The sequence below is a fragment of the Cohnella abietis genome (assembly GCF_004295585.1).
GTDB lineage: Bacteria > Bacillota > Bacilli > Paenibacillales > Paenibacillaceae > Cohnella > Cohnella abietis.
The window spans coordinates 3,971,671-3,994,387 of record NZ_AP019400.1 but is presented as its reverse complement, the minus strand read 5'-3'; the positions used below and the strand labels follow the sequence as shown (position 1 = coordinate 3,994,387).

The following is a 22,717-nucleotide window of genomic DNA, read 5'->3' as shown; positions in this document are numbered from 1 at the left end:
GCTGTATTAATTGGTAACTCAGTTGTACAGACTTCTCGGTGGCGAAGGTAGAAGGGATGGCATTTGAAGAAAACACCTTTCATTCAAAACACTCTTGCTGAAATGATGCTTTAATTAAGGGAGAAACGAATGACAATAAACAAAAAGAGCACCAGAAGAATATCGGTTAGAAATGACAATTATATATGGACTGTTTCTCCAGGAAGCGGATATATCGTCATGATAGCCGAACATGAAATCATTAGAGGGATGCACCTTGAAGTTTATGTTATTTCTGATATCGACAGCGCTTGGGTAAACTTCCCTAATACAGAACATCTGAATATGAAAATTATAAGACCTAGAGATGTTGAATACTTTATTTGTCAGGCGCTCGATCAAGGGTGGACCCCACAAGTAAAAGGAACGCCTGTTGTTTTTGATTTTGATGGTATGATTTTGAAGAGAAGATTGCGCTAACGAGGAATGATTGCACAACACCAAAAGGCTACCGATAATCGGTAGCCTTTTGAACGGGCAGGTTATTTAAGCTGGATATCGAATTTATAGTTTATTATCCAACAACTTTGGAGGAATCATTGATGGAGTGGTCACAATGGCTGCAAGGCGGTCCTTTCCTTGAAGTTAGTTTTTTGATGGAAATTAAAGAAGAGAGAAAGAAAACTATTCAAGATATTATTACTAAGTTATCTAAAATCACATATAAAATAGAAATTGTTGACAAAAATATTGATGAAATTTTTGATTTTTTCGAAAGAGGTTACCCTTATGATGAAGGAGACCCAAAATCATTTTACTTACACTCTTTACAATTAAGATTATTTGTTTGTTTAACAAGGAAACGAAAGGTGACATTACAAATAGAGAAGGCTTCTTCTAATGCGCTAATGGTAAATTTCTGGTTTTTTGGCTCTGTGTTTGATGCCCCAGAATGGGACCAAATTGGAATAAAAGAGGATGAAATTAAGGACTTTACAGATTTTCTAAATGAGTTATTTTTAGCTTATGAGTATAAAGTTGGTGGAATTGCAATTGAAAAAGATGTTCTTGACTTATTTAACTCTAACGAAACATTCCCTAACGAAAATTATCGTTACGAGAACGTGTCTCCTGACCATTTTCTTAAAGAACCATCACATTTTATAGATATTATATGGAATGAAAAATATAAAAAATTAAGTCATATTCCTTTTAGTCATAAAAGGCTTGATAAGGAAGGGATCCTTATTAAAACTGGATGTTTTAATGGGGAACGATAGTGCAACGACAACAAACTCTCGAATATCGGAAGGGCAGAGGCGAAATAGGATAAGGGAGGATAGATATAATGGGTTCCTCGTATCAATATGTAGAACCCTTTATGTTAACTGATTTTGTTAAATTTAGTCCGATAATCTCAGAAAATAAAGGCTATGTTTATCAGAGTCTCATTATCCTTATTATGAAAGGGTGTATCAAGATGAGGAATGTAATAATTTTATGTTTTTTAATCATTTTGATGATGGGATGTCAAAGCAAGGAAAATAAGCCTTACGTAAAGGAAGTGTCGTCCGAATTATTTACACTTCGAGTAAAGATAGAACAAATAGAAAAATCACAAATCAGAGTTTCTTCAGAATTGGTGTATAAAGGCGATAAATCCATTAAGTTTGTTCATTCAGACCCACTAGTGGGTGCAGCTCTTGGAGATGGTATTACTCGTCCAGATATCATATATAGTTTTGTAGGAACTTCGGGGACATTAGAGAAAAATCAAGTTTATAGTGATGGTAAGGAGAGGGTTTTTGAAATTGGGTCCAAAGATAAAATTCTTTACACTCAGGCATTTTTCACAAGTAATGATGAAAAGAAAGTAATTGATTTAGAAATTAATTTAGATGAAATTAGTTGAAGCTACGTCATATAATTATTTAATCAGCAGGTCTGTTACTGTAGAAAACATGTTTCTCTTGTTGTTTGATGACGGTGCTCCGCGAAACCGCGCGGGGGGACGGTTCTCACTACAATTCGCCTACCAATTACACAGCCTCGCTTGCGGCATCTCACAATCCACTACAATTCGTCTACCGATTACAAACTCGCTTACGACCCTCACGCATCCCACTATAATCCATATACCGCTTACGCCATATCGCATCCTGCAACATTCCGCCAACCGATTACGATCTCGCCTGCGGCTTAGAGCATGCAAGAGGGCAATGTGTGTCCGAGCTAACGAACCGAATTGTGTTTATTACTGATAAATTGACTACTTATTTATTCTTACGAACTCCAGTGGCGCTATTGAGGAAAATATACGAGGAAAGGCGCTACTTTATTGGATTTAAGATGTGTGGAATTCGTTAAAATAAAAAACCATTAGATTTTGATCAAATAAGAGTTGCTGAGTTCGTAAGCCGTAGTCCCGCAAGCCATAAGCCATGCAAGCCAAGTAGAAGTCCCGCAAGCCAAGCAGAAGTCACGCAAGCCATAGTCTCGCAATTATAAGTCACGCAATCCATTTCTGAAGAATCTCCGACATAAACGTTGAAAGCCGCGAAGGACGGCGTTCAACGTTTATGCTTGTACCCAAAAATATTATTAATATGGTTAAATAAATCCCAATTTAAAGCTTATTCCTCCGAACTAATAATACTTTTGCCACATAGCAAGACAAGGACAACCCCAAGGATCATGAGGAGAAACAAAAAAGTGAAGTAGAACATGTTGAGCGCCTCCCTCTCTGGTTAGTTGGGAATCGCGAATCCCCATTACCTCCAATGTAAGGCCACCTCATCAATATGTAACCATCCAATCCACCTGAAAAATGCTCATCCAATCGGCTGTTATTTTGTGATATTTTTCACAGTAAATTTCCAGCTGCGGCGTTATGCTTAACTCAACAAACAAGAGATGGAGTGATTACATGATGAAGTCACATGTCCCTAATGAGAGTAATATTCCACCAGGAGCCGGCATAAACCAATTGATGCTCGAATCGTCCATCATCCGGACTGAAGTGAGCCAAGCTTAAACGCAATTAGAAACGATTGGGGAGGAAGAACGGCTAATCGACGAGATTGAAGATTGTGTTTCATATAAAAAAGGAGGCTTATCCCTATGGCAGCAAAAGAACAAGAGCAACAAAAATTTGTTACCGCGCAAAATGAAGTGAACGGTCTTGCAGAGCGAGCTAGGAAAGCACAGGATGCTTATCTCAAGCTGGACCAAGAGAGCGTAGATCATATCGTTAAGCAAATGGCTTTAGCTGGTCTGGATCAACATATGTCACTAGCTAAGCTGGCTGTGGAGGAAACAGGAAGAGGCGTGTACGAGGACAAAATTACGAAAAACCTGTTTGCGACGGAGTACATCTATCACAGTATAAAGAACGAGAAAACGGTTGGTGTTATAGAAGACAATGCCTACGAGAGCTATCAGATGGTCGCCGAGCCTGTCGGTATTATTGCGGGAATTACTCCCGTCACCAATCCAACATCTACGACGATGTTCAAGGCATTGATTGCTGCCAAGACACGAAATCCGATTATCTTTGCTTTCCATCCATCCGCTCAACGCTCCAGCCTAGCAGCGGCAAAGACATTACAAGAGGCAGCAGTAGCAGCAGGAGCACCGGAAAATTGTATTCAGTGGGTCGAGAATCCATCCGTGGAAGCTACTCAATTGCTTATGAACCACAAAGATGTGGCACTAGTGCTTGCAACAGGCGGCTCCGCAATGGTTAAGGCTGCTTACAGCACCGGTAAACCAGCGCTAGGAGTTGGCCCAGGTAACGTTCCATGCTTCATAGAGCGCACAGCAGATCTGGATCAGGCTGTAACGGACCTCATTCTATCTAAAACATTCGACAATGGCATGATTTGCGCATCTGAGCAGGCTGTTATCCTGGAAGAACCGATCTATGATGCGGTGAAGAAGCTGCTCATTCATCACGGCTGTTATTTCTTGACCAAGGAGGAAACCGAGAAGGTATCAGGACTCGTTATTAATCCAGAAAAATGCGCTGTTAACGCGGTTATCGTTGGTCAATCAGCCGACCAAATCGCAGCCATGGCTGGTATCTCGGTTCCGAAGGGTACGAAAATTCTCATAGCAGAGCTTGCAGGCGTAGGCGAGAAATATCCGCTGTCGGCCGAGAAGCTAAGTCCAGTTCTGGCTTGCTATAAGGTTAAGAATGCAGAGCAAGGCATCGAACGTGCAGCACAAGTCGTTGCATATGGCGGCATGGGTCACTCCTCTGTCATTCATTCCAACGATCAGGCGATTATTGCCGCATTTTCCGCACGGTTGCAAACAGGACGTATTATCGTCAACGCACCTTCCACGCATGGGGCGATAGGGGACATTTATAATACTAATCTTCCTTCACTCACGCTAGGCTGCGGCTCTTACGGACATAATTCTACGACATCAAATGTTACTGCGGTGAACCTGATTAATATAAAGCGGGTAGCTTACAGAACACTAAATATGCAATGGTTCAAGGTTCCACCGAAAATTTACTTCGAACGGGGCTCCACTCAGTATCTTGAGAAAATGCCCGATATTAGCCGGGTGATGATCGTTACAGATGCTGCTATGGTGAAGCTTGGGTACGCTGAGAAGGTAGAGTACTATCTTCGCAAACGGAAATCTGCTGTCGCTATTGAGATTTTCTCTGATGTGGAGCCGGACCCTTCGACAGATACAGTGGAGCGCGGAACTCGTATTATGGCTCAGTTTAAGCCGGACTGTATTATCGCGCTAGGTGGGGGGTCTCCGATGGATGCCGCTAAAGCAATGTGGCTGTTCTATGAATATCCGGAGACGAGCTTCGACTCTCTGAAAATGAAGTTTCTCGACATCCGCAAGCGGATTTACAAATATCCGCGACTAGGTCAGAAGGCGAAATTTGTTGCTATTCCGACTACATCTGGCACGGGCTCGGAAGTGACGTCTTTCGCCGTTATTACCGACAAGAACAAGGGTAATACAAAGTATCCCCTTGCGGATTACGAGCTGACGCCAGACGTTGCCATCATCGATCCGGATTACGTGTACAGCTTACCTAAGACGGCAGTTGCCGATACGGGGATGGACGTCCTTACCCACGCCATCGAAGCTTATGTTTCTGTTATGGCTAATGATTATACAGATGGCCTTGCACTTAAAGCTATCCAGCTTGTTTTCGAGCATCTAGAAGCCTCGTACCACCAGCAGGATCCGAAGGCCCGGGAGAAAATGCACAATGCTTCGACCATTGCTGGTATGGCATTCGCCAATGCTTTTCTAGGTATTAACCACAGTCTAGCGCACAAGTGGGGCGGACAATATCATACCGCTCACGGTCGGACGAATGCGATTTTGCTACCGCACGTCATCCGCTACAATGCGAGTAAGCCAACGAAATTTGCTTCGTTTCCTAAATACGATCATTTCATCGCGGACAAACGCTATGCAGATATCGCTAGACTGTTAGGGCTGCCTTGCCGGACGGCAGAGGAGGGAGTGAATAGCCTTATTGAAGCTATTCGTAAGCTCAATCGTTCGCTCGAAATTCCAGAATCGTTCCAAGCACTTGGCTTTGACGCTAAAGATTTCGAGGCAAAGGTTGATCATTTGGCAGATCGTGCCTTCGAAGACCAATGTACAACGGCTAATCCTCGCATGCCATTAGTAACAGAGCTAGCGGATGTCTATCGTAATGCATTCTATGGGAAATTCGAATAACAAAAACGTAGCATAGCTGGGAGGCACACACGATGGCAACAACCGAAAATGATCTACAGAACACACCCCTCTCTGGCCAATCACTTGGCTGGAGAGAATTCCAACCAGGAAGATGGCAGCGGCACATTGACGTCAATGATTTTCTAGGGCTGAACCTGACGCCCTATGAAGGGGACGAGGCTTTTCTAGCAAGTCCTACTGACGAAACGAAGCAGTTATGGGATGTCGTTCTTGAGCTGATGAAGAAGGAACGTGAAAGTGGTGGTGTACTCGATATCGATACCCATACGGTATCGACGATTACGTCCCATAAGCCAGGTTATATAGATAAAGGATTGGAAAAGGTAGTCGGACTGCAGACGGATGCGCCGCTTAAACGTTCTGTACAGCCATTTGGTGGCATTCGTATGGTAATTGATGCTTGTGAAGCCTATGGTTATAAGCTTTCCGATGATATTCAAAAAGTGTTCACGGATATCCGGAAGACACATAATGAAGGTGTGTTTGATGGGTACACGAGTGAGATGAAGCTAGCACGTAAGGCTGCCATTATTACGGGGCTACCAGATGCCTATGGACGTGGACGAATTATCGGCGACTACCGTAGGGTGGCTCTCTATGGCGTGGATTTTCTGGTCACTGCCAAAAAAACAGATCTCGTTCAAATGGATTTGAATGTGATTACTGAGGACGTAATAAGAACACGCGAGGAGCTTGCAGAGCAAATACGCAGCCTTAATGAGCTGAAGAAAATGGCTGCAACGTATGGTTATGATATCTCCGGTCCTGCAACATCCGCCAGTGAAGCTGTTCAATGGCTATACTTCGCCTACTTGGCAGCAATTAAAGAGCAGAATGGCGCGGCTATGAGCATCGGGCGTATATCTAGCTTCCTAGACATCTATATTGAACGAGATTTGAAAGAAGGAGTCTTGACTGAGATACAGGCGCAGGAGCTGGTGGATCATCTAGTCATGAAGCTTAGACTTGTTAAATTCCTGCGGACTCCAGATTACAATGAGCTGTTCAGTGGAGATCCGACATGGGTAACCGAATCAATCGGTGGAATGGACAATAATGGCTCCACAAGGGTAACGAGAAGCTCGTTCCGCTTCTTGCACACCCTATACAATCTAGGCCCAGCTCCGGAGCCTAATCTAACGGTGCTCTGGTCGACAAGGCTGCCGACAGGCTTTAAGGAATATTGTGCTAAGGTGTCCATTGATACGAGCTCCATTCAGTATGAGAACGATGATCTTATGCGCCCTCTCTTCGGAGAAGATTATGGAATCGCGTGCTGTGTGTCTGCCATGCGTATTGGTAAGCAGATGCAGTTCTTCGGAGCACGCGCCAATCTGGCCAAAGCGTTGCTGTATGCCATTAACGGCGGAGTGGACGAGAAGCTCAACATTCAGGTCGGACCCACGATTGCGCCACTGACAGGTGACATTCTCGATTATGCAGAAGTCATGAAGCGCTTTGACGAAATGCTGGAGTGGTTGGCTAAGTTATATATGAACACGCTGAACGTCATCCACTATATGCATGATAAATATAGCTACGAACGGATTGAGATGGCGCTTCATGATACAGACATTGTAAGAACGATGGCGTGTGGGATAGCTGGATTGTCTGTTGTGGCCGATTCGCTAAGTGCCATTAAGCATACCAGGGTTCGTCCAATCCGCAACGAGCGAGGACTTGCAATTGACTTCGAAATTGAAGGTCCATATCCGCAATTCGGTAACAATGATGCAAGTGTGGATGACATTGCCGTTATGCTAACGGAAACGTTCATTAGCAAGCTGCGCAAGCATAAGACCTACCGCGCGGCCATTCCAACTCTGTCTGTGCTTACGATTACTTCTAATGTCGTGTATGGGAAAAAGACGGGCAGTACACCAGATGGTCGGAAATCAGGAGAGCCATTCGCACCAGGCGCAAACCCGATGCACGGAAGGGATCGGAAAGGGGCGCTTGCCTCACTGACTTCCGTCGCCAAGCTTCCTTACGATAGCTGCTTGGACGGAATATCGAACACCTTCTCCATCATTCCCAAGGCGCTTGGCAGAGAGGCGGATACCCGAGTTCTAAATTTGGTATCACTGTTGGACGGTTATGTTGCAAACAAAGGGCATCACTTGAATATTAATGTATTCAACAGGGAGCAGCTTCTAGATGCCATGGAGCATCCTGAGCAGTATCCTCAGCTAACCATTCGCGTATCGGGCTATGCCGTTAACTTCATTAAGCTGACTCGCGAGCAACAGCTTGATGTCATCAATCGTACGTTTCACGGCGCTGTATAATGCCGGCAAGTCGAAGGGAGTGAGAGGATTATGCATACAGGGAGAATCCACTCTCTTGAAACATTTGGAACAGTTGACGGACCGGGTATCCGGTTCGTCTTGTTCATGCAGGGCTGTGCATTACAATGCCGTTACTGTCACAACCCAGATTCGTGGAACCCCCAGAACGGGAGCCTGAAAAGTGTTGACGATATTCTACGAGAGATTGAGCCCTATGTCGAATACTATTTGCGATCAGGTGGAGGTATTACCGTTACTGGCGGAGAACCAACGCTTCAAGCGAATTTCGTGACAGAGCTATTTCGTGCCTGCAAAGAAAAATGGGGGCTTCATACGGCATTGGATTCATCTGGCTTCTGTGATCCTGAGCATGCCGGTGCCTTGTTAGACGTAACCGATCTGGTGTTATTGGACTTAAAGCTAATGGACCGTGAAGGCCACCGAGAGCTGACAGGTCAGCCGAATGATCGTATATTGGCATTCGCGAAGTATGTATCTGCTCGGGGGTCCAGAATGTGGATTCGTCGGGTGCTCGTACCTTCTTGGACAGATGGCGTAGAGGACTTAATGGCAATGGGGAGCTTCGTAAATGAGCTAATGGGGGTAGAGAAGATAGAGGTGCTCCCCTACCACCGAATGGGTGTGTTCAAATGGCAGCAGCTCGGCATTCCCTATCCGCTGGATGGGATTGCCGAGCCGAGCCCGGAGGAGGTGACCCGAGCCTACCGTCTGATCAATCAAGGACGTACTGTTACAGCTTAAATGCCGTTTCAATATCGCGTATTTTCTGATCGTCGATATGAATGATTGCGCCAAGGCTTTCGGTAGAGATGATTGCCTTGGCGCTATATTCCGCAACCTCTAATCTGTCAAAGGTATTTAGCAAGCTTTGGCCAGTGACAATGACACAGTTGTTCTCAACGATGGCGATCGGCGTATCCTTAGTAAACTTAGCTGCTGTACCTTCAATGTTGTTATATACCGAGTTGAAGGGAAGCTTTGGTGTTTGGCGCATGAGGATGTAGCTCTCGGGAATCGTTCTTGAATCCAGCTCATTGTCAGTTACTGCAAATGCCATAATGTTAGGCGGATGTGCGATGATGACACTGTTAATATGCGGATGAAGCTTGTAAATGCTCTGGTGCAGCAGGAAGGAACGGCTTGGTGCTTTCCCGGCTTCGACAGCTCCATTCTTAATTGTGACTAAATCCTCTGGCTCCATATATTTACGATCTAGGCCATAAGGTGTGATGATAAAGGTATCATCTGAAAGTCGTTGCGAGAATGTACCTTGCGTGCTTGTAAACAAACGCTGGTCATAGGCTCTTTTGATAAATGTACACATATCTCTCCGGATTCCGCGTTCTTGGGTATCTACTTCAGTGGCGACATATTCGTCCAAATGAACGGTATCCGCCACTTGTGCAGCTACAAATTGCTCATCGGTAATGAGCGAAGGGATTCCGATCCGATTAGCTTTTATCTCAAGACGCGCACAAAAATCAAGTGTTTCGAAGCATTGGAAAGCTTTGAAGAGGTCTAACCCACCTACAACGACACCGTGATTTTCCATCATGACAGCATTGATGCCACGTTTGAAAACGGTTGCAATGTTTTCCCCTAGCTCCTGACTGCCTGGCAATGCATAATCAGCTACAGCAATATCACCGCAAATGTGGCGTTCATTTGGCAATAGCCTTGTATCCGGAATCCTTCTGACGATGCTGAAGGATACGAGAGCTGGAGGGTGAGCATGAACAACAGCCTTCAGATCAGGCCTGCAATCATATATTAAACGATGGAAGGGATATTCACTGGAAGGCTTATGATGACCAACTACAGTCCCATCTGCTTTGACGCAAACGATGTCTCCTCTTGTAAGTGTACCTTTATCAATGCCTGCTGGTGTAATCCAAATATCCCCGGACGCATCCATGACGGATAAATTTCCGCCAGAGGTCGTCGTCATGCCGTATCCATAAATTCGTTCCATCATGAGCAGAATTTGGTCTGCCGGATGCAATAATTCCACCTTCATTGTCTCAGCTCCTTGTTATTTTTCCTTACTTTACCACATATGACTGCGGCTAACTGTGAGGGTTTTCACATCGAACAATGTAAATTAGCGTTAAAGTAAAGCTATCAACGAATTGGAGGAGTCAGGATGAATTATCATCATATTTTAGCAGCGTACGATGGTTCTAAGGCTTCTGAGAAAGCTTTAACTCATGCCGTTAAAATCGTAGGAAGCCATCCGGGTAGCAGGTTGACGGTTGCGCACGTTGTAACTCGTCTTCCTTATTCTCTTGCAGGCTATGGCTTGGTATTGACGGACGGCATTCAGGAGAAAATACAGGAATATGAGAACACACTGCTTCAGCAGATGACGGACAAAATCGAATCCTTGCCTTATGCTAGCATCGCTGTATTAAAGGGTAATGCAGCTACAGCTATTCTTGAGCATGCGACCGAGAACAACTGTGATCTGATCATCATAGGCAACCGTGGTCTCGGTCCTATCCGGGAATGGATGCTCGGAAGCGTCAGTCATGAGGTCGTACAGCAAGCGAAAATTCCCGTGCTCATTATCAAGTAGCATTAACAAACGATAAGAACCTGGAGCTCTTCTGCAAAGAAGGTTTCAGGTTCTTATTATTTGGATAGGGCATAAAGTTAGGACATCCTGTATACTGAATAAAAAGAGTAGCTATTCATCCCCCTTTTGTCGGGATATGTTAAGGAGTTCAAAATGAATTTAACTTTAATGGATGCTAGATTACGTATTCTGGTAACAGCCAAGAAGCTGTTTGCCAAGCAAGGCTATGATGGAACGAGCGTCCGGGAGATCAGTAAGGAAGCCGGAACTAATTTGGCGATGATTTCTTACTACTTCGGAGGAAAAGATCAAATTTTTGAAGCGTTGTTTGAGACCTTTATGCCTCTTGATCGTGTGGATAAAATGGGGGTCTCTCAGCAAGATGAGCCTGCCGAGGAGCTTCGCTTGCTGATGGGGGACATGCTAGAGTTTCGACTTAAGGACCCTGAGATTATTAACATTCTTCGCCATGAAATGAATTTACGGACTGTGCGCTACGAAATTGTACAGCGCCATATTTTGCCTATGTACGCCAAAATTCAAGGTGTTCTTCAGCGTGGGAGAGCAGCAAATGTTTTTCATTTTGAATCCCTCGATACGATTCTTCTCTTCGTTATGGCCTCTATTTTTGCCCATTCGAGCCGTAGCCAGATTGCTCTGATAGCGACTGAAGAAGGGCAGCCCACTTATGAAGAGCTGTTGAGAGATTTGACTGCTTATGTGTTAAGGGGCTTAGGCGTGCAACAATCCTCAATTCACTCGAATACAGTTCCCCAAATTCCTCTATCCAATTAGCTTTTTCAAGCCACTGCTAAGTCTTGATAGCGTCTGTTTTGTATGTCAATCGTATTTATTTTTAATACATATATTTACATAAACAAACGTATGTTTAATTTTTTGTTGACATCCATCGACACTAGTCTTATTCTAATAGCATATATTCATAGTGATTTACTAGGGATATGTGCTACTAGAGTATTTCCCTGCGAAGGAGAGTGTCAGACTTGAGCGTTCCAGATAAGCAGCAGCTTGGAATATCCCCCCAGCTGAAACCGACAAATGCGCCGATTGTCGTCAAGATGTCCGATGTGAGCAAGGCTTATGAAAATGGCAAAATAGCAGTCGGGGACGTGAATTTGGACATTCGCCAAGGAGAGTTCATCTCCTTCGTAGGTCCTTCAGGCTGCGGGAAGTCGACGGTGTTCCGAATGATAGCTGGCCTGACGCGACCAAGCGAAGGCAGCATCGAGGTGTTAGGCGGAACATCCCTGCAAGCAAGAGAGAGCAACTTGGTTTCCTTCGTTTTTCAGGATGCTACGTTAATGCCATGGAGCAGTGTTATGGATAACGTGACCCTTCCCTTGAAGCTTAAGGGAGTGCCCGCTAAGCTAAGACAGCTGGAAGGAAGCAAGGCACTTGAATTGGTTGGTCTCCAAGATTACGCCAAGGCGTTGCCTCGCCAGTTATCGGGCGGAATGAAGATGAGGGCATCCATCGCCCGTGCACTTGTAGCCCAACCTAAGCTGCTATTGATGGACGAGCCGTTCGGGGCTCTTGACGAGATGACTCGTCAGACGCTGCAGGAAGAGCTGTTAACGATATGGCAACGGGAAAAGGATATGACCGTACTGTTCGTCACGCACAATGTGTTCGAGGCCGTATACCTTTCGACTCGAATCGCAGTAATGACGCCAAGCCCAGGAGGAATTTCGCAGCTTGTAGATGTGCCGTTTTCTTATCCGAGGCAAGAGGAGTTTCGCGCAACAGCGGATTTCGGCGATTACGTCCGGCAAGTCTCAACAGCGCTGCATGGCACTGACAGGAGGGCGCTATAAGATGACAATCAAATGGAGAAGCTCCATTTTGCCACCGGTCATTGCTTTTGTAGTTGTCATTAGCCTTTGGCAGTTTGGCATAGCGCTGCTCGGTACTCCTGCGTATCTATTTCCGAAGCCAACCGACGTGTTTAAAGCGGCAACAGAAAACGGTCCAGCTTTGCTAGAGTCTGTTACCACAACAGCTATCGAATCAGTACTCGGTTTCCTGTTAAGTATCGTTGTCGGCGTGCTGGGAGCGATTGTGCTTGCTTTATCCAAGCCGATTGAGAAGAGTGTCTATCCTTATGCTATCGTCCTGCAAACCGTTCCAATCGTCGCCATTGCCCCCCTTATCGTCATCTGGTTTGGGTCTGGGATGAACGCGATCGTCTGTATTACGTTTCTCGTCTGTTTTTTTCCTATTTTGTCCAACACATTAATTGGCCTTAATTCAACGGATCAGGGCTTGAAAAACTTGTTTCATCTGTATTCCGCATCACCCTGGCAGACAATGTGGTCGTTGCGCATTCCTGCCGCCTTTCCCTACATCGTCGCGGGATTGAAAATCTCCTGTACGCTGTCGGTTATTGGCTCCATTGTCGGTGAATATGTCGCTGGAGTTGGGGGAGGTAAAGGTGGGCTCGGCTACGCGATTACTTTCGCAGCTATGCGTCTACAGACGCCGTATCTATTCGCCTGCGGACTAGCGGCTTCCGTGCTTGGTATCGTATTTTTTCTAATCGTAAACGCGTTATCTAAGCGCCTGCTCGGCTCATGGCATGAGTCGGAAATGAAAGTGGAGAAATAAAACTTATCTATAAACTTACATTTTCATCTACAAACCTACACCTGGAGGAATTAACTATGTTGAAACTATTTTCTCGTAAAACAATTGTGACTTTAAGCATGCTTATTCTGCTTTCTCAAGTTCTAGCTGCTTGCGGTAAAGATAACAACACTTCGCCTGCCACACCTTCGGAGACCTCATCAGCTACAGCTTCCGAGTCGCCTTCATCTTCCGCTAGCACTGAGCCGGAGAAGCCGATCGAGCTCACAAAGATTACACAAGCACTTGATTGGTTTCCAGGCTCCACTCATGCAGGATTTTACGCGGCTCAGTCGCAAGGCTTTTATAAAGATGAAAATTTAGAAGTTAGTATCGAAGCAGGAGGCCCACAAGTATCTGCTATTCAAATCGTGGCTTCCGGTAAAGCGAATTTCGGTGTGGAGAGCGCTGATGCACTGCTTCTTGCTAGAGAGCAAGGCATTCCTGTTGTAGGTCTTGCTGCTACGCTGCAAAAAGCACCGAATGCACTCTTTTTCCATAAAGGCGCAAACATTAAGGATTTTGCTGATCTGAACGGTCATACCGTACAAGCCGCGCTGACTTCTCCTTATTGGACTTATTTGAAGGACGCATACAAGCTTGATAAGGTGAAGGAGATGCAGTACAACGGCCAATATGCCAACTTCCTCAACGATAAAAACGCTGTTATTCAAGGTTATGCTACAAGCGATGTTTATACATTTGAAAAGCAGAACGTAGATGTTGATCATTTGCTAGTCGCCGATTCTGGCTACGAGCCGTACTATACGATTATTTTTACGACTGAATCTTATTTGAAGGAACACCCAGAAGTGGTCAAGGCATACCTGAAGGCAAGCGCGAAAGGCTGGAATTACTTTAAGGACAATGTGGGCGAAGTCGACAAGGTGCTAGCTGAAAATATTCAGGATGCTAAGCTGGACGAGCTTGATTATTCGGGTAATGCGCTGAAGGACTTTATTTTTGGCGGAGATGCCGCTACAAACGGCTTCGGGTACATGAGCAATGAGCGCTGGACGAAGCTGTATGATCAATTGCGTCAGCTTAATGTTCTGAAGAAGGACCTCGACGTTAATCAAGTATTTACTACAGAATATTTGCCTAAATAATTCACAACGAGAAGCGCTTGCTGGGTAACAGAGCGCTGGATAGGAGATTGCCATGAGTAAGAAAAGAATTCGCTTAAATGCAGTCGAGATGGCCAATCCCGTTCAGGATAATGCGGGTTTGTGGAGATACCCAGATAACAAAGTAGATCGCTATAAGGATTTGGATTATTGGATTGAGCTCGCAAAGCTACTGGAACGTGGAAGGTTTGACTCGGTATTTTTCGCTGACATTCTAGGTGTTTATGATGTCTATCGGGGGAGTCGCGACACAGCTTTACGTGAGGGTATGTATTCGCCGAGCAACGATCCGTCGTTTGCAATTCCTGCGATGGCTGCCGTCACCAAGCATTTGGGATTTGCGCTGACGGCGTCGGTATCGTATGAGCATCCTTATGCGCTTGCTCGTAAAATGTCAACACTGGACCATTTGACCGATGGCCGAATTGGCTGGAATATGGTCATGTCCAACCTGGAGAGCGCAGCTCGCAATTATGGGCGTGAGCATCAGCTCGATCATGACGAGAGATATGATCGGGGCGACGAATACCTTGATGTCGTCTATAAGCTTTGGCAGACGAGTTGGGAGGAAGACGCGGTCGTGAAGGATGCGGCTAATCGCGTTTACGCGGACCCGGCCAAGGTTCATGACATCGGGCATGAAGGCAAGTATTTCCGAGTGCCTGGAGTTCATCTATCTGAGCCGTCGCTCCAACGCACGCCTGTGTTGTTTCAAGCGGGCTCATCTGACCGGGGTAGGGAGTTTGCGGCTCAGCATGCGGAGTGCATTTTCCTCAATGCGATGACCGAGGAGGAAACCAAATTTTTGGTAAGCGACATTCGTGAGCGTGCAGTTCGTTACGGACGCAAGCCAGAGGATGTGCTGTTCTTTCCGAAGCTGAATCCAGTCATCGGAATTACGGAGGAAGATGCACTAGCGAAGCTGGAAAGCTACTTGTCCTACTCAAGCCCAGAAGGTGCGCTATCTTTGCTTTCCGTATGGATCGGAACCGACTTCTCCAAGTTTAGCGCTCAAGAGCTGCTCGAATTTATTCAGAAGGGGGAGAAACGCAGCGGAACGAATTATTTGCTGGAGTTTTTCGCCCGGAACGAGCCGAACAAGGAATGGCGCATTGAGGATTTGGCCAAATTTTTCGCTTTCGGAGGAGTCGGCTCTCTTGTGGTCGGTACACCGACCCAAATTGCGGACAAGCTGGAGCAATTTATGGACAATACGGGAGTGGACGGCTTTAATATCGCATATATTACGCGTCCAGGAACGTTCGAAGAATTTATCGATAAGGTTGTGCCAGAGCTTCAACGTCGGGGTAGAGTGCAAACGGAATATGGCGAGGGCACTTTCCGGAATAAGCTGTTTGGCCAAGGAGATCGTTTGCCGCCGGAGCATCCGGGATCACGTGTAACACGGGGGGAGAATCCATCATCATGAGCAAACGCAAAAGAATATTTCTAAATGCGATTACAATTAATGGCGTCGCTCCTGCTCCGGGAATGTGGGCACATCCGGATGATCGAGGCAGTCAGTATACAAGTCTTAGCTATTGGACGGAGCTTGCCAAAACATTGGAGCGGGGCCACTTTGACGCTTTGTTCCTCGCGGACATGCTTGGCGTACCTGATGTGTATCAAGGAAAACGCGATGCGGCAATTCGCCAAGCGATTCAAATCCCGCTTAACGATCCCGGGTATCTCATTCCTGCGATGGCAGCAGTTACTAAAAATCTAGGCTTTGCAGTAACTTATTCGACGACTTACGAGAATCCATATGCTTTGGCACGGAAGTTTTCTACACTTGATCATTTGACCAAGGGGCGTGTCGGCTGGAATATCGTTACCTCCGCTTTAGAGAGTGCCGCCCTTAACTTCGGTTTGGATGAGCAAATCGATAAAGTAGAGAGATACAACCGTGCAGATGAATATATGGAGGTCGTCTACAAGCTTTGGCAGCGTAGCTGGGAAGAGGACGCGGTAGTGCAGGACCGGGAAAATGGAATCTATATCGACCCGTCGAAGGTACACGATATTCGGCATGAAGGAAAGCATTTCCGAGTGCCGGGCATTCATTCGAGCGAGCCTTCGCCACAGCGGACACCAGTGTTATTCCAAGCGGGCAACTCCGAACGTGGGCGCGAGTTCGCAGCCAAGCATGCGGAAAGCATCTACATTAATACACCTACAATAGAAGCGACTCGTGCACTTGTTAAGGACATTCGTGAGCGGGCCGAACGTTATGGACGCGATCCAAGCCATATTCTCTTCTATCCGAAGCTGACGCCAATCGTAGCGAACACGGAGACAGAGGCGCAAAGTAAGTATGAGAGCTACTTGCGTTATTCTAGCACGGAAGGCGTTCTCGCTCTGTTCGGAGCCTGGTCGGGTATCGACTTTGCGAAGGCTGGCCCGGATAAGCTTAAAGAGTTCGTGAAGAAGTTCGATACACGCGGAGTGATGGCTGAAGCGGAGGCTCAGGACCCGGGACACAAATGGACGGAGACAGAGCTCGCCAACTTCTGCGCATTCGGCACCAGCTCCTTATCTATCGGTACCCCTCAGCAGATTGCGGAGCAGATGGAGCAGTTCGTGGACGCAACTGGCGTCGATGGCTTCAGTGTTGGGCAAATTGTTCAGCCAGGAACGATTAGCGATTTCGTTGATTTGGTCGTTCCAGAATTACAACGCAGGGGACTCGTTCAGTCTGAGTATGGCGAAGGCACGTATAGGGACAAGCTGTTCGGGCAGGGTCCGCACTTATTGTCGGATCACCCGGGAGCGAACATTCAGATTCCGGAGTAAATTTAATGATGTGAAGTTGGGGAGGGGATTTATATGAAGCTTTTTGCCGTATTTTTGAGGAATCAAAATCAGGAGCACGCTCAAGAGCATCTACAAGCGCACATCGATTACTTATCTGGCCTGCGTGCAGAGGGAAAAGTACTTGCTAACGGTCGCTTACTCGAGGGCTGGGGCGGAATCGTTCTGTTTCGAGGTTCTAATCTGGATGAAGTGCTTGAGCTCGTTAAGCAGGATCCGTTCGTCATACATGAAGTGCGCAGCTATGAGATATTTGAATGGGATGCGAAGTGGGCGCCGAACGTGACGATTAGCTAGAACTAGGGGAGGGTCAACGATGAGCTTGATTCAAGTGCTTGCTCCGGAAAATTTGAAAGCTAGGCTGGACGAAGGCGAAACGCCATTCATAGTCGACGTGCGCGAGGACGACGAAGTAGCTGGAGGAATTATTCCGGGAGCGATCCATATACGGCTGGGAGATTTACCTGCTCGTTTCGAGGAGCTGCCGAAAAATGAAGAGCTTATTCTCGTTTGTCGCGGCGGCAGTCGCAGCTTAAAGGCATGCGAATTTCTAGCAGATCAAGGCTATAAGAAGCTGGTCAACCTAACCGGGGGCATGCGTGAGTGGGCAGATTTGCTGCCGGAAGATGAACGGCCTACTGTCTAAATCAATATCCTCATCAATAAACGCTATTATTCCAAGGACTATTTCCGGGTTACCTAAAAACCCGTGGAATAGTCCTTTTTTCAACTTTCCAACCAAGACTTAAGTCTATTAATAACTAGACTTAAGATAATCGTCGAACCCGACGCGAAGCGATGGGCATGAGAAGTGTGCTGGGATACAATGAAAATAGAACAAAGCTGGTGGAATTGAGAACGGAATTGGCAGATGAGGATGAGGTGGGAATTGACGGTGGTTAGCAAACAGGATGCAGTGGCTGTAGCTCATAGAGTAGGAAATTCCGTACCCAAGCAGAAGCGAAGTGGGAGTACGCTAGGACAAACCTTGTGGCTTGGCTGGGAAAATGTCATAGGCTGGATGATGGCAATCCGGAGTGAATACACATTGGAATTCGGAATCTTCAAGTTGATGGTCAAGAGGCATACGGGAAACCCTATTTTATGCAAGGATGGCACTTGGATTGAGAAGGGCGACCGAATCGGCGAGCTGCATTTGAACAATCGGACTTTGCAGAAGTTAACTCGGGAAGTCGGTGCGAATCGGGCAGCTATTAAAACTGCGCGCTTAATACGAGCTTCGTTAAAGGAAATCAAGGAAGCGCTAGATACACATATAGAGCTGGCTCAGGTTAAAGCTTTGGTCGGAGTTACGCTGCTGCACAGGGGCCTTATACATGGATTAGGCTTTGAATTACACAAGCTTCCCTCGAAGCGTTTTGAGAAGCTGTCAACGATCTATTTAAGGCTGCTATTACGTTTTATGCATCCTGATGGTCTTAAACGTGTTGAACACTGCAAGAATAAGCTTACTCCATTGATGCTCATCTATACGAGAGAATCGCTGCAAAGGGCTTCCTTTTGACGTTAGGGAATGGATTGCATAATTTTATGATTGATAAAGCCTTCTAGATCGTTTTTTGATCAGGGAGGGCTTTTTTTTAACCATTTTACTTGATCATTACGAGAACAGGATAAATTTCTGGAAAAAAGCCAAAATATAGGGAAAGTCATTGTAGCAGGGATGGGTGTCGAATGGTTTTTTATCGCAAGTTTCTTAGAAGAAATCAATATTCTAACCCCCCTAAATCTGCACAAACGAATGGGCGTAAGGAACCAACAGCAGATAAAAAGCTCGATAGCCAATTATCCACTAATTTAGCAGAGATGCATAAGCTCTTTCAATTAACACCTGACTTAATTGTCCGTCATTTGCGGATTCATGTTAAAGGAGAAGAGGCTGTTCTCGTATACTTGGATGGTCTGACTGATAAGTCAACCATTAATAACGATATAATAACACCACTTATGAACGAGGTTTCTACTTATCCTGCTAATATTCCGTTCATAGTCAATGTGGGTGATATCCGTAAGGGTACACAATGGAGTCAGGTAGAAACGGCTATTCTTGGAGGAGATACTGTAATTCTCATAGATGGACGAGCAGAAGCTTTCATTCTGGATACTAAAGGGTGGCCGCAGAGGACAATTGAGGACCCGCAGATTGAAACCTCTCTTAAAGGTGCCCATCAAGGCTTCCTGGAGACGGGAACACAGAATATTGCTTTAATTCGCAGGTATATTCCAGACCGTGAGCTTAAAATCAAACAGCTATCCATCGGAACTCGGGGAAAGACCAAAGTGTGGATTCTTTATCTAGCTGATGTGGCTCATCCTGAAGTGCTGAAAGAGCTAGAAACACGGCTAACTTCAATCAACGTTGATTCCATTATTAATACTGGTGAATTGGTCGAATACATCGAGGACAATCCCTATTCTCCTTTTCCCCAATTCATACTCACAGAACGTCCGGATTCCACCGTGTCCCAGCTTCTTCAGGGAAGATTTGCTGTAGTAGTAGACGGTTCTCCGAGTGTTCTAGTTGCCCCTACTACGTTTATCTCTTTTTTCCAAAGCATAGATGATTACAGTACGCGGTGGATGATTGCTTCGTTTATTCGACTACTTCGCTTTTTGGCATTTTCTATTGCATTACTATTACCTGCGATATATATCGCACTTATTTCCTTTAATTATGAGGTCCTTCCGATTCAACTCTTGTTATCCATTGCTGAGTCGAGAACGCTTGTACCCTTCCCACCGCTGCTTGAAGCTATGCTAATGGAAATAACGCTCGAAATGATGCGAGAATCGGGAATCCGATTGCCTGCACCAGTAGGGCAAACTGTTGGAATTGTCGGCGGGATTATTATCGGACAGACTGCCGTACAGGCAGGAATCGTTAGTAATATTATGGTCATTGTTGTTGCTTCGACTGCCATTGCTTCCTTTATTATTCCTAATTATGACATGGGGACGGCTATTCGGCTGCTGAGATTTCCGATGATGATTATCGCCTTTATGTTCGGAATAGTAGGTATTGTTATTGGCATTATGATATTGCTTGCGCATCTTGTTGCGCTTGAGTCTCTAGGTACCCCTTACGGCAGTCCTCTGGCGCCATTCCGCTGGGCAGATATGAAGGATGCGTTCGTGCGGTTGCCTATTTGGTCAATGGTTAATCGACCGAAAAGCTCGCGAGCAATCCAACCAAGGCGTGCAGGGGACAATCGGGGAAATGGGGACAAACCATGAGGAAATATGCCCTGAACGAAATTACACTGATGCAGTTTATTTTCATTATTCACGGGGTTCAGGTTGGGGCGGGAATTATTTCTCTTCCGAGAGAGCTGGCAGGAAAAGCAGGAACGGATGGCTGGATGTCGTTCATTATCACTTGGGTAATCAATGTGTTGGTAAGTTTAGTGATTATTCAAGTGTTCAAGCGTTTTCCAGATGATACGGCGTATGATTTGCTCAAGCGACTTTTTGGCAAATGGCTATCTCTTATTTTCTCAATACCACTTGCGCTCTATTATATTTTCTGTGCTTGGCTCGTTCTCATCGAATCGATTCAGTATATCAAAGCATGGTTTTTACCACAAAGCCCCGATTATATCGTGTTTCTTTTGTTTTCCATCCCGACCTTTATGCTTGCTCGAAATGGTTTAAGAGTAGTGGGAAGATACAGCGAGCTCATTTTTTATATGACAGTCTGGATGCCAGCCATTCTCTTGCTTGTTCTAAATGACTGCCACTGGATACATTTCCTACCTTTCTTAAAGGAAGGGATTATGCCAGTGTTTAAAGGCGTGGGAACGACGGTATTTTTTACTGTTGGATTTGAAACGACGTTTTTACTGTATCCGTTCTTAAAGAACAAACAAAAGGCAGTACTCGGAATCGTTGTAGCTAATTCGCTAACGATACTCGCTTATCTTCTCGTTACCATCATTTGTTTCGCTTTTTTTAGTCCTGACGAAATTACTGGTTATAACCAACCCTTGCTAAGCTTGCTTAAAGTAATTCAGTTCCGTTTTTTGGTGCGATTCGACCTTATCTTTTTGGCTATCTTTTTATTCATGCTTTCGTCAACATGGATTCCTTATATGTTTTTTGCGGCATTCGGTGTAAGCCAATTGCTGCGTAAACAAGATCATAGTCCCTATGTGATGGTGCTAATCGTTGTATTCCTACTGATGGTGTTCTTCATTCATCCTTCATGGAATCAGACGAATGAATGGCAGAAGTGGCTGAATTATTATGCAATTGGAATTGTTTTTTTACTTCCTATAATGCTGTGGGCATCCATTCAGGTGTATGTAAGAGTTCGCAAGGGGGATGCACATTGAGTTATAGAAAAATAAGCAGCTTAGTGCTTATATTAGCTGTATTTCTTATGGGCTGTAGTGACCGCACTAGCGTTGAAGATGTCACCTTCTCTCTACTCATTGGAATCGATCTGGATGATGAGGATCGGCTTCTTTACTCTGTATCAAGTCCTGTATTTAGCAAAGAGGCTAAGAAGAAGGAGGAGGAGGTCACAGTCCGAACAAATTCGATGAGGCTGTCTAGAGAAGAGTTCGATCGGAGTGTGGTGGCCATGACCGTAGGGGGGAAAGTACAGGCGATCCTCCTTGGAAAACGAGTTCTTCAGCACAAAAAATGGTTTGACCTTCTGGATGTTTTTTATCGTGATAACAAAAATACAGTACTTCCGTTCGTGGTCGAAGTGGACGGTAAAGTGTCTGATATTATTAATTTTGCGCCAGATGATAAGCCGCGTCTTCCCACCTATTTATCTCAGCTGCTCATTACTGCTCATCGCAGGAATATAACTGTGAATACAACGCTACAACAGTTACACAGACATATGCTTGAGAAGGGAATGACCCCGAGTATTACGGAATTGCGCAGAGAAGATGATTTAAGGGTAATGGGAACAGCTTTATTGAGAAAAGATGGTCGCTACGCTTTCACTATTGATCCTGCAGACAACAAAATTCTCAGCATATTAAATCCTCACCGTAAAGGAGAATTTCCGTTCACTGTCAAGCTTCCTTCTCAATCGAAAAGCAGCTTCTTTAAACTCAATAAATTAAGCTTCACGGCAACAGATATTTCAACTAAAACTAAAGTGAAGTATGTAGAGGATAGATTCCGCTTTGATATTAATGTAAAAATGAGGATTAATTTATCCGAACAGCTCTTTCGCTTCAATGTAGAGAAAAATGCGGATAAATTGGAGAAGGAAATAGGGCAGCAGCTTGAGGACCAATATGAGCAGCTAATAGCAAAAATACAGGAAGCTAAAATAGATCCTATAGGTCTCGGTCTATATGCTCGGGCTAGACAGTATAAGCATTGGAAGGAAGTGAAGGATCAATGGGGGGAAGCTTTATCCAAGGCAGATGTGAAGGTAAAGGTGAATATTAGAATCATGTCGATGGGGGCTATCAGATAGAAGGGGGTATGACCGTCACCGTTCTAGGGGAATGACCATATCCTATAGGGATCGGTAT

Annotated in this window: 20 protein-coding genes; 19 read left to right on the top strand and 1 reads right to left on the bottom strand. The window is 45.3% G+C overall.

The annotated features are described in order from the left end of the window. Positions 1–129 precede the first annotated feature (129 nt). The 6 genes from KCTCHS21_RS17365 (at position 130) to pflA (ending at position 8,780) form a co-directional block, all read left to right on the top strand. The gene (locus KCTCHS21_RS17365) at positions 130–459 is read left to right on the top strand and encodes a hypothetical protein (protein ID WP_130611000.1); all 330 of its coding nucleotides are present in this window, start codon (positions 130–132) and stop codon (positions 457–459) included. Positions 460–581: 122 nt separating this feature from the next. Continuing rightward, positions 582–1,259, top strand: coding sequence for a hypothetical protein (locus KCTCHS21_RS17360; protein ID WP_130610997.1), 678 nt, complete (start codon positions 582–584; stop codon positions 1,257–1,259). A 68-nt stretch (positions 1,260–1,327) separates the two neighbouring features. Further along, complete coding sequence (locus tag KCTCHS21_RS17355; protein ID WP_130610994.1) at positions 1,328–1,891, top strand: hypothetical protein; 564 nt, start codon at positions 1,328–1,330, stop codon at positions 1,889–1,891. Positions 1,892–3,099: 1,208 nt separating this feature from the next. Then, positions 3,100–5,709 carry a bifunctional acetaldehyde-CoA/alcohol dehydrogenase gene (adhE, locus tag KCTCHS21_RS17350; protein ID WP_130610991.1) on the top strand — a complete coding sequence of 870 codons (2,610 nt, stop codon included), beginning with the start codon at positions 3,100–3,102 and terminating at the stop codon, positions 5,707–5,709. Positions 5,710–5,741: 32 nt separating this feature from the next. Beyond that, positions 5,742–8,018 (top strand): formate C-acetyltransferase, encoded by a 2,277-nt coding sequence (gene pflB / locus KCTCHS21_RS17345; protein ID WP_130610987.1) that lies wholly within the window; start codon positions 5,742–5,744, stop codon positions 8,016–8,018. A 30-nt stretch (positions 8,019–8,048) separates the two neighbouring features. Then, positions 8,049–8,780 (top strand): pyruvate formate-lyase-activating protein, encoded by a 732-nt coding sequence (gene pflA, locus KCTCHS21_RS17340; RefSeq protein ID WP_130610984.1) that lies wholly within the window; start codon positions 8,049–8,051, stop codon positions 8,778–8,780. Here the strand turns inward: pflA and KCTCHS21_RS17335 are convergent. Then, positions 8,770–10,056, bottom strand: coding sequence for a class II aldolase/adducin family protein (locus tag KCTCHS21_RS17335; RefSeq protein ID WP_130610981.1), 1,287 nt, complete (start codon positions 10,054–10,056; stop codon positions 8,770–8,772). The two genes, pflA and KCTCHS21_RS17335, sit on opposite strands and share 11 nt — an antisense overlap. A 126-nt stretch (positions 10,057–10,182) precedes the next feature. On the opposite strand from KCTCHS21_RS17335, the gene KCTCHS21_RS17330 reads away from it, so the two are divergent. The 13 genes from KCTCHS21_RS17330 to KCTCHS21_RS17270 all read left to right on the top strand — a co-directional run bounded on the left by KCTCHS21_RS17330 (position 10,183) and on the right by KCTCHS21_RS17270 (position 22,659). Continuing rightward, on the top strand, positions 10,183–10,614 hold the full coding sequence (locus KCTCHS21_RS17330) for a universal stress protein (protein WP_130610978.1): 432 nt from the start codon (positions 10,183–10,185) through the stop codon (positions 10,612–10,614). Positions 10,615–10,767: 153 nt separating this feature from the next. Then, a complete protein-coding gene (locus KCTCHS21_RS17325; RefSeq protein WP_130610975.1) occupies positions 10,768–11,409 on the top strand; it encodes a TetR/AcrR family transcriptional regulator in 642 nt (213 codons plus the stop codon). A 284-nt stretch (positions 11,410–11,693) separates the two neighbouring features. Then, positions 11,694–12,449 (top strand): ABC transporter ATP-binding protein, encoded by a 756-nt coding sequence (locus KCTCHS21_RS17320; RefSeq protein ID WP_130616560.1) that lies wholly within the window; start codon positions 11,694–11,696, stop codon positions 12,447–12,449. 1 nt (position 12,450) lies between these two features. Further along, positions 12,451–13,239, top strand: coding sequence for an ABC transporter permease (locus tag KCTCHS21_RS17315; RefSeq protein ID WP_232057866.1), 789 nt, complete (start codon positions 12,451–12,453; stop codon positions 13,237–13,239). A 56-nt stretch (positions 13,240–13,295) separates the two neighbouring features. After that, positions 13,296–14,366: an ABC transporter substrate-binding protein gene (locus tag KCTCHS21_RS17310; protein ID WP_130610969.1), complete on the top strand. Its 1,071-nt coding sequence runs from the start codon at positions 13,296–13,298 to the stop codon at positions 14,364–14,366. Positions 14,367–14,418: 52 nt separating this feature from the next. Further along, positions 14,419–15,813 (top strand): LLM class flavin-dependent oxidoreductase, encoded by a 1,395-nt coding sequence (locus KCTCHS21_RS17305; RefSeq protein WP_130610966.1) that lies wholly within the window; start codon positions 14,419–14,421, stop codon positions 15,811–15,813. Beyond that, positions 15,810–17,177 carry an LLM class flavin-dependent oxidoreductase gene (locus KCTCHS21_RS17300; RefSeq protein ID WP_130610963.1) on the top strand — a complete coding sequence of 456 codons (1,368 nt, stop codon included), beginning with the start codon at positions 15,810–15,812 and terminating at the stop codon, positions 17,175–17,177. Before KCTCHS21_RS17305 ends, KCTCHS21_RS17300 begins: the two co-directional genes overlap by 4 nt. A 33-nt stretch (positions 17,178–17,210) precedes the next feature. Continuing rightward, a complete protein-coding gene (locus tag KCTCHS21_RS17295; protein ID WP_130610960.1) occupies positions 17,211–17,492 on the top strand; it encodes a YciI family protein in 282 nt (93 codons plus the stop codon). A gap of 19 nt (positions 17,493–17,511) precedes the next feature. After that, complete coding sequence (locus KCTCHS21_RS17290) at positions 17,512–17,841, top strand: rhodanese-like domain-containing protein (RefSeq protein WP_179952619.1); 330 nt, start codon at positions 17,512–17,514, stop codon at positions 17,839–17,841. A 249-nt stretch (positions 17,842–18,090) separates the two neighbouring features. Beyond that, on the top strand, positions 18,091–18,720 hold the full coding sequence (locus KCTCHS21_RS17285; protein WP_232057865.1) for a YkoP family protein: 630 nt from the start codon (positions 18,091–18,093) through the stop codon (positions 18,718–18,720). Between the two features lie 170 nt (positions 18,721–18,890). Then, positions 18,891–20,450 (top strand): spore germination protein, encoded by a 1,560-nt coding sequence (locus tag KCTCHS21_RS17280; RefSeq protein ID WP_130610957.1) that lies wholly within the window; start codon positions 18,891–18,893, stop codon positions 20,448–20,450. Beyond that, positions 20,447–21,547: a GerAB/ArcD/ProY family transporter gene (locus KCTCHS21_RS17275; protein WP_130610954.1), complete on the top strand. Its 1,101-nt coding sequence runs from the start codon at positions 20,447–20,449 to the stop codon at positions 21,545–21,547. The genes KCTCHS21_RS17280 and KCTCHS21_RS17275 overlap by 4 nt, the downstream gene beginning before the upstream one ends. Further along, positions 21,544–22,659 carry a Ger(x)C family spore germination protein gene (locus tag KCTCHS21_RS17270; RefSeq protein WP_269472714.1) on the top strand — a complete coding sequence of 372 codons (1,116 nt, stop codon included), beginning with the start codon at positions 21,544–21,546 and terminating at the stop codon, positions 22,657–22,659. Before KCTCHS21_RS17275 ends, KCTCHS21_RS17270 begins: the two co-directional genes overlap by 4 nt. The last annotated feature ends 58 nt before the right edge of the window (positions 22,660–22,717 follow it).

Bases quoted from the DNA above. Each gene is read 5' to 3' on its own strand.
- KCTCHS21_RS17365 (WP_130611000.1), top strand. From the start codon at position 130: ATGACAATAAACAAAAAGAGCACCAGAAGAATATCGGTTAGAAATGAC.
- KCTCHS21_RS17360 (WP_130610997.1), top strand. From the start codon at position 582: ATGGAGTGGTCACAATGGCTGCAAGGCGGTCCTTTCCTTGAAGTTAGT.
- KCTCHS21_RS17355 (WP_130610994.1), top strand. From the start codon at position 1,328: ATGGGTTCCTCGTATCAATATGTAGAACCCTTTATGTTAACTGATTTT.
- adhE (WP_130610991.1), top strand. From the start codon at position 3,100: ATGGCAGCAAAAGAACAAGAGCAACAAAAATTTGTTACCGCGCAAAAT.
- pflB (WP_130610987.1), top strand. From the start codon at position 5,742: ATGGCAACAACCGAAAATGATCTACAGAACACACCCCTCTCTGGCCAA.
- pflA (WP_130610984.1), top strand. From the start codon at position 8,049: ATGCATACAGGGAGAATCCACTCTCTTGAAACATTTGGAACAGTTGAC.
- KCTCHS21_RS17335 (WP_130610981.1), bottom strand. From the start codon at position 10,056: ATGAAGGTGGAATTATTGCATCCGGCAGACCAAATTCTGCTCATGATG.
- KCTCHS21_RS17330 (WP_130610978.1), top strand. From the start codon at position 10,183: ATGAATTATCATCATATTTTAGCAGCGTACGATGGTTCTAAGGCTTCT.
- KCTCHS21_RS17325 (WP_130610975.1), top strand. From the start codon at position 10,768: ATGAATTTAACTTTAATGGATGCTAGATTACGTATTCTGGTAACAGCC.
- KCTCHS21_RS17320 (WP_130616560.1), top strand. From the start codon at position 11,694: ATGTCCGATGTGAGCAAGGCTTATGAAAATGGCAAAATAGCAGTCGGG.
- KCTCHS21_RS17315 (WP_232057866.1), top strand. From the start codon at position 12,451: ATGACAATCAAATGGAGAAGCTCCATTTTGCCACCGGTCATTGCTTTT.
- KCTCHS21_RS17310 (WP_130610969.1), top strand. From the start codon at position 13,296: ATGTTGAAACTATTTTCTCGTAAAACAATTGTGACTTTAAGCATGCTT.
- KCTCHS21_RS17305 (WP_130610966.1), top strand. From the start codon at position 14,419: ATGAGTAAGAAAAGAATTCGCTTAAATGCAGTCGAGATGGCCAATCCC.
- KCTCHS21_RS17300 (WP_130610963.1), top strand. From the start codon at position 15,810: ATGAGCAAACGCAAAAGAATATTTCTAAATGCGATTACAATTAATGGC.
- KCTCHS21_RS17295 (WP_130610960.1), top strand. From the start codon at position 17,211: ATGAAGCTTTTTGCCGTATTTTTGAGGAATCAAAATCAGGAGCACGCT.
- KCTCHS21_RS17290 (WP_179952619.1), top strand. From the start codon at position 17,512: ATGAGCTTGATTCAAGTGCTTGCTCCGGAAAATTTGAAAGCTAGGCTG.
- KCTCHS21_RS17280 (WP_130610957.1), top strand. From the start codon at position 18,891: ATGGTTTTTTATCGCAAGTTTCTTAGAAGAAATCAATATTCTAACCCC.
- KCTCHS21_RS17275 (WP_130610954.1), top strand. From the start codon at position 20,447: ATGAGGAAATATGCCCTGAACGAAATTACACTGATGCAGTTTATTTTC.